Consider the following 6,099-nt stretch of genomic DNA (forward strand, 5'->3'; position numbering starts at 1 on the left):
CGCTGGGCCTGGCCGCCCCGCGACGTCGCGGACCGCGCCGCCGGCGTCGCGGTGCTCACGGCGCAGGACGGCGCGCTCCGCCCGACCCGCGTCGAGGTCCGCGCGGTCGGCCCGGCCCGGTCGATCCCCCCGGCGCGCGGCACCGCGGACCTGCTGGCGCGCGCCCGCCCGATGGCCGGGGGCGGGGCCCTCAGCCCCGCGGGCCGGGCGACGAGCGCCGCGCCGATCGCCGTCGAGAGGGTCGTCGACGGCGCGGGCGCGCGGCGGTGGGTCGTCGTCCTGCCGCCCACGCAGACGACGGCGGCGCCGTGGGACGAGGCGACGACCAATCCCGCCGACCTCGGCACGGACCTGCGCGGGGTCGGCGAGCTGCCCACCGCCATGACCCGCGGGGCCGTGGAGGCCATGGACCGGGCGGGCGTGGCGCCCGACGAGCCGGTGCTCCTCGTCGGCTACAGCCAGGGCGGCATCACCGCGGCCCAGCTCGCCGCGGACCCGGCGCTGCGCTCGCGCTTCGCCGTGGACGCCGTCCTCACCGCCGGGGCGCCCGTGGCCGGCCTCGACGTGCCGCCCGACGTCGCCGTCCTGTCGCTCGAGCACGAGGAGGACTGGATCGCGAGCCTCGAGGGCGCCGACGCGCCGGCGACGCCGTCGCGGACGACGGTGCTGCGCGACCTGCCGGACGCGGCCACGGCGCCCGCGCCGGGGGAGCCGGCGGACGGCACGGCCGGCCACGACCTGGGTCGCTACCGAGAGACGGCGGCCCTCGTCGACGCCTCCGACGACCCCTCGCTCGTCGCCTGGCGCGCCCGGGTGGCGCCCTACCTCGCCGGGGAGGGCACGACGGCGAGCGCCCGCCTGTTCCTCGCGGAGCGACGTCCCCCGGGGACCGGGTGAGGGGAGCGGGGGCCGCCCGGGCCCGCGCGGCGCCCCGCCGCGACGGGGCGGGCTGGCAGGATCGCCGCGGCCGCAGCGGTCCTGCGGCACAGGTGGACGGCACGAGCCACCGGACGACGGGCACGGGCCCCGGGCACGACGAGACGAGGAGAGCGCATGAGCTGGCTGGTGACGGGCGGGGCCGGGTACATCGGCGCCCACGTCGTGGACGCGTTCCGCGAGGCCGGGCTCGGCTGCGTCGTCCTCGACGACCTGTCCTCGGGGGTGGCGGGCTTCGTGCCGGAGGACGTGCCGATGGTCCGCGCCGACCTCCTCGACGGCGCCGCGGTCGAGCGGGCGCTGCGCGAGCACGAGGTCACCGGCGTGGTGCACCTCGCGGGCTTCAAGTACGCCGGCGTCTCCGTCCAGCGCCCGCTGCACACGTACACGCAGAACGTCACGGCCATGGTCTCGCTGCTCGGGGCGATGGACGCCGCGGGCGTCGACCGCTGCGTCTTCTCCTCCAGCGCCGCCGTCTACGGCACGCCGCCCGACGACGTCGTCACGGAGGCGACGCCCACGCGCCCGGAGTCGCCCTACGGCGAGAGCAAGCTCGCGGGGGAGTGGCTGCTGCGCGACGTCGCCCGCGCGAGCGGCCTGCGCGCCACGAGCCTGCGCTACTTCAACGTCGTCGGCTCCGGGCGCCCCGAGCTCTACGACGCGAGCCCGCACAACCTCTTCCCGCTCGTGCTCTCCGCCCTCGCGGAGGGGCGCACGCCGGTCATCCGGGGCACGGACTACCCGACGCCCGACGGGACCTGCGTGCGCGACTACGTCCACGTCGCCGACCTCGCCCGCAGCCACGTGGCCGCGGCCCGGCGCCTCGAGGCGGGGGACGCCGTCGAGCCGGTCTACAACCTCGGCAGCGGGGACGGCGCGTCCGTGCGCGAGATCATGAGCGCCGTCGCGCGCGTGACGGGCGTCGACTTCACCCCCGAGGAGGCCGACCGGCGCCCCGGCGACCCGCCGCGCATCGTCGCCCGCGGCGACCTCGCGGCCCGCGACCTCGACTGGGCCATGCGCCACGACCTCGACGACATGGTCGCCGGGGCCTGGGCGGCCCAGCAGCGGGCCCAGCAGCGCGTCCAGCGGGAGGGCTGAGCCGGCCGCCGCGCGCCCACCGACGCGCGCCCCCCGCCGGACCCGACGCGGGGCCCCGGCGGGGCCGGGCCGCCGACCTAGGCTGCGGGGCCATGACGACGCTGCACCCGCGCCTGCGCGCGGTCCTCGACGACGTGCCCGCGTACGTGCCGGGGCGCCCGCCGGAGGCGCTCGACGGGCTGGTGCCGTACAAGCTGGCGAGCAACGAGAACCCGTTCCCGCCGCTGCCGTCGGTCGTCGACGTCGTCGCGCGGGCGGCGGCGAGCGCCAACCGCTACCCGGACATGCTCAGCACCGAGCTCGTCGCCGCGGTGGCGCGCCACGACGGCGTCCCGCCCGAGCACGTCGTCGCCGGGCCCGGCAGCGTCGGGGTGCTGAGCCAGGTGCTCACGGCCGTGGCGAGCGCCGGCGACGAGGTCGTGCACGCCTGGCGCTCCTTCGAGGCCTACCCCATCGTCGTCCGCCTCACCGGCGCCGAGCCGGTCCCCGTGCCGCTGCTGCCCGACGGGCGGCACGACCTCCCGGCGATGGCGGCCGCCGTCACCGAGCGCACGCGCCTCGTGCTGGTCTGCAGCCCCAACAACCCCACGGGGCCGGTGGTCACCTCCGAGGAGCTCGAGGCGTTCCTCGACGCCGTCCCGCGCGACGTGCTCGTCGTCCTCGACGAGGCCTACCGCGAGTTCGTCCGGCCCGAGGCCGGGGCGCCCGACGCGGTGGCCCTGCACCTGGAGCGCCCGAACCTCGTCGTCCTGCGGACCTTCTCCAAGGCCTACGGGCTCGCGGGCCTGCGCGTCGGGTACGGCCTGGCGCACCCCGTCGTCGCCGACGCCCTGCGCAAGACGGCCATCCCCTTCGGCGTCAGCACCCTCGCGCAGGCGGCCGCCGTCGCCTCGCTCGAGGCGGAGGACGAGCTGCTCGAGCGGGTCCGCTCCATCGTCGCCGAGCGCGAGCGCGTCGCCGCGGCCCTCGCCGAGCAGGGCTGGGAGGTGCCCTCGACGGAGGCGAACTTCGTGTGGATGCCGGTCGGCGAGCGCGCCGGCGAGCTCGCCGAGGCGTGCAGCGCGGTCGGCCTGTCGGTGCGCGCCTTCGCCGGCGACGGCGTGCGGGTGAGCATCGCCGAGCCCGAGGCCGGGGACCGCTTCCTCGAGGTGGCCGCCTCCTTCCCGCGGGTCTGAGGGGCGCCCGGACGGCGTCGGCGCCCCACTCGGGAGCCCGCGGCGGGCGCCGCACGCCCGTCGTCCTCCACCGGCGCCCCACCGGGCCGCCGGGGCCTGTGCGCGGAGGTCGGACGGGGCCGTGGGCGCCCCCGACGCCGGAGTACCGTGCCCCGCTGGATCGCCCGAGCACCGGGTCGGGCAGCGAGCGCAGGCCGCCGAGGGAGGGCACGTGACGTCGTCGACGGGCCGCACAGCCACCGCCTCCACCCCGTCCGCGGCGGGCGGGGCGCCCGCCGCGGCCGGGCCGATGCACGTCGTGCAGATGCTCACGCCGGACGGGCGGCGCGTCGACCACGAGGAGGACCCGGCCCTCGCGGCCCACGCGGCGACGCTGACGGCCGAGGACCTCCGCGGCATGTACCGCGACATGGCCCTCGCCCGGCGCGTCGACGTCGAGGCCACGGCGCTGCAGCGCCAGGGCGAGCTCGGCCTGTGGGCGAGCCTGCTCGGCCAGGAGGCCGCGCAGGTCGGCTCGGCCCGGGCGACGCTGCCGCAGGACCGGCTCTTCCCGACCTACCGCGAGCACGCCGTCGCGATGGTGCGCGGCGTCGACCCGGCGCACGTCCTCTCCCTCTTCCGCGGCGTGGACCGCGGCGGCTGGGACGTCGAGGCCACCGGCGTCAGCCCGTACGCGCTCGTCATCGGCAGCCAGACGCTGCACGCGACCGGCTACGCGATGGGCGTGCAGCGCGACGGCGCCGTGGGCACGGGCGACCCCGCCCGGGACGCGTGCGTGCTCGCCTACTTCGGCGACGGCGCGAGCAGCCAGGGCGACGTCAACGAGGCCTTCGTCTTCGCCACGGCCTACCAGGCGCCCGTCGTCTTCGTCTGCCAGAACAACCAGTGGGCCATCTCCGTGCCGGCGGAGCGGCAGACGCGCGTGCCCATCGCCCAGCGCGCCAGCGGCTTCGGCTTCCCGGGCGTGCGCGTCGACGGCAACGACGTCGTCGCCTGCTACGCCGTCGTGCGCGCGGCCGCCGAGCGGGCGCGCGCCGGCGAGGGGCCGACGCTCGTCGAGGCCTTCACCTACCGGATGGGCGCCCACACGACCTCCGACGACCCGGGGCGCTACCGGCCCTCGGTCGAGGTGGAGCAGTGGCGCGCCCGTGACCCGCTCACCCGGCTCGAGGCGCACCTGCGCCGCGACCACGGCGCGGACGACGCCTTCTTCGCCGACGTCGCGCGGGAGGGCGACACCGCGGCGTCGCGGCTGCGGCGAGCGGTGCTCGAGATGCCCGACCCGGAGCCGGGCTCGATGTTCGACCACGCCTACGCGGCGGAGCACCCCCAGGTCGAGGAGGAGCGCGCCTGGTACGCCGCCTACCTCGCGGGCCTGGACGGCGAGGAGGGGCGCACGGCATGAGCCAGGGCACCGGGACGGGTGACGGCGGGCGGGGGCCCGAGCGGGTCACCATGGCGCGCGCCCTCAACCTGGGGCTGCGCGCCGCGATGGAGCGCGAGCCGAAGGTCCTCGTCATGGGCGAGGACATCGGGGCCCTCGGCGGGGTCTTCCGGGTCACCGAGGGGCTCGCGAAGGACTTCGGCGAGGAGCGCGTCGTCGACACCCCGCTGGCCGAGGCCGGCATCGTCGGCACGGCGATCGGCCTGGCGATGCGGGGCTACCGGCCCGTCTGCGAGATCCAGTTCGACGGCTTCGTCTTCCCCGCCTACGACCAGATCGTCACCCAGCTGGCGAAGATGACCCACCGCAGCCGCGGGACGCTGACGATGCCCGTCGTCATCCGCATCCCCTACGGCGGCGGCATCGGGGCCGTCGAGCACCACAGCGAGTCGCCGGAGGCGCTCTTCGCCCACCACACGGGCCTGCGCTGCGTGAGCCCGTCGAACGCCGTCGACGCCTACTGGATGATCCAGCAGGCGATCGCCTCGCCCGACCCCGTGATCTTCTTCGAGCCCAAGCGGCACTACTGGGACAAGGCCGAGCTCGACCCGTCGGCCGAGCCCTACCCGCTGCACCGGGCGCGGGTCGTCCGGCCCGGGACCGACGTCACCGTCGTCGCCCACGGGCCCACTGTCCCGCTGGCGCTGCGCGCGGCCGACGCCGCCGCCGAGGAGGGCCGCAGCCTCGAGGTCGTCGACCTCCGCTCGATCTCCCCGCTCGACCTCGCGCCCGTCGAGGAGTCCGTGCGCCGCACCGGCCGCTGCGTCGTCGCCCACGAGGCGCCCGTCTTCCTCGGCCTCGGCGCCGAGGTGGCCGCCCGCGTCTCCGAGCGCTGCTTCTACTCCCTCGAGGCGCCCGTGCTGCGGGTCGGCGGCTTCTCGGTGCCCTACCCGGCCGCGCGCCTGGAGGAGGAGTACCTGCCCGACGCCGACCGCCTGCTCGAAGCCGTCGACCGGGTGCTCGACACCTGACGCGGCCGGCCCGCCCTGCGCCACACTGGCGCGGCGCGGGGGAGGCGCAGCTCAGACGACGGCGGCCCGGCCGCCCCGAGGCTCAGGAGGACCGCGTGGCGGTGCAGCACTTCCGGCTCCCCGACGTCGGCGAGGGGCTGACCGAGGCGGAGGTCGTCGCCTGGCGGGTCGCCGTCGGCGACGAGGTCGCCACGAACGCCGTCCTCGTCGAGATCGAGACCGCCAAGTCGCTCGTCGAGCTGCCCTCGCCCTTCGCGGGCGTGGTGCGCGAGCTGCTCGTCGACGAGGGGCGGACCGTCGAGGTCGGCACCCCCATCGTCGCGGTCGAGGTCGCCGGTGCGGAGGGCGAGGGGGACGCCGAGGGCGAGGACGGCGAGCGCCGCGACGTCCTCGTCGGCTACGGGCCGGGCAAGCGCGCCTCGCGCCGCCGCCGTCCGGCGGCCGCCGCCGGCGCCGACGGCGGGAGCGCGCC

The 6,099-nt window shown here is 77.6% G+C and carries 5 protein-coding genes and 1 pseudogene; all 6 read left to right on the forward strand.

Going from position 1 to position 6,099, the window contains the following annotated elements; all coding sequences use genetic code 11:
• A pseudogene (locus HLB09_RS11715) lies at positions 1–897 on the forward strand (hypothetical protein); the annotation flags it as partial.
• Positions 898–1,053: 156 nt separating this feature from the next.
• Entirely contained in the window at positions 1,054–2,037 is a 984-nt protein-coding gene (gene galE / locus HLB09_RS11720; RefSeq protein ID WP_171203551.1) for a UDP-glucose 4-epimerase GalE, read from the forward strand.
• A 92-nt stretch (positions 2,038–2,129) separates the two neighbouring features.
• On the forward strand, positions 2,130–3,212 hold the full coding sequence (hisC, locus tag HLB09_RS11725; protein WP_246235211.1) for a histidinol-phosphate transaminase: 1,083 nt from the start codon (positions 2,130–2,132) through the stop codon (positions 3,210–3,212).
• A 211-nt stretch (positions 3,213–3,423) separates the two neighbouring features.
• The gene (pdhA, locus tag HLB09_RS11730) at positions 3,424–4,617 is read left to right on the forward strand and encodes a pyruvate dehydrogenase (acetyl-transferring) E1 component subunit alpha (RefSeq protein WP_322790152.1); all 1,194 of its coding nucleotides are present in this window, start codon (positions 3,424–3,426) and stop codon (positions 4,615–4,617) included.
• A complete protein-coding gene (locus tag HLB09_RS11735) occupies positions 4,614–5,627 on the forward strand; it encodes an alpha-ketoacid dehydrogenase subunit beta (RefSeq protein WP_171203552.1) in 1,014 nt (337 codons plus the stop codon). The genes pdhA and HLB09_RS11735 overlap by 4 nt, the downstream gene beginning before the upstream one ends.
• 95 nt (positions 5,628–5,722) lie before the next feature.
• Positions 5,723–6,099 (forward strand): biotin/lipoyl-containing protein (locus tag HLB09_RS11740; RefSeq protein WP_322790153.1); only part of this gene is annotated, 377 nt, incomplete at its 3' end.

Source organism: Pseudokineococcus marinus (genome assembly GCF_013004605.1).
Classification (GTDB): domain Bacteria; phylum Actinomycetota; class Actinomycetes; order Actinomycetales; family Quadrisphaeraceae; genus Pseudokineococcus; species Pseudokineococcus marinus.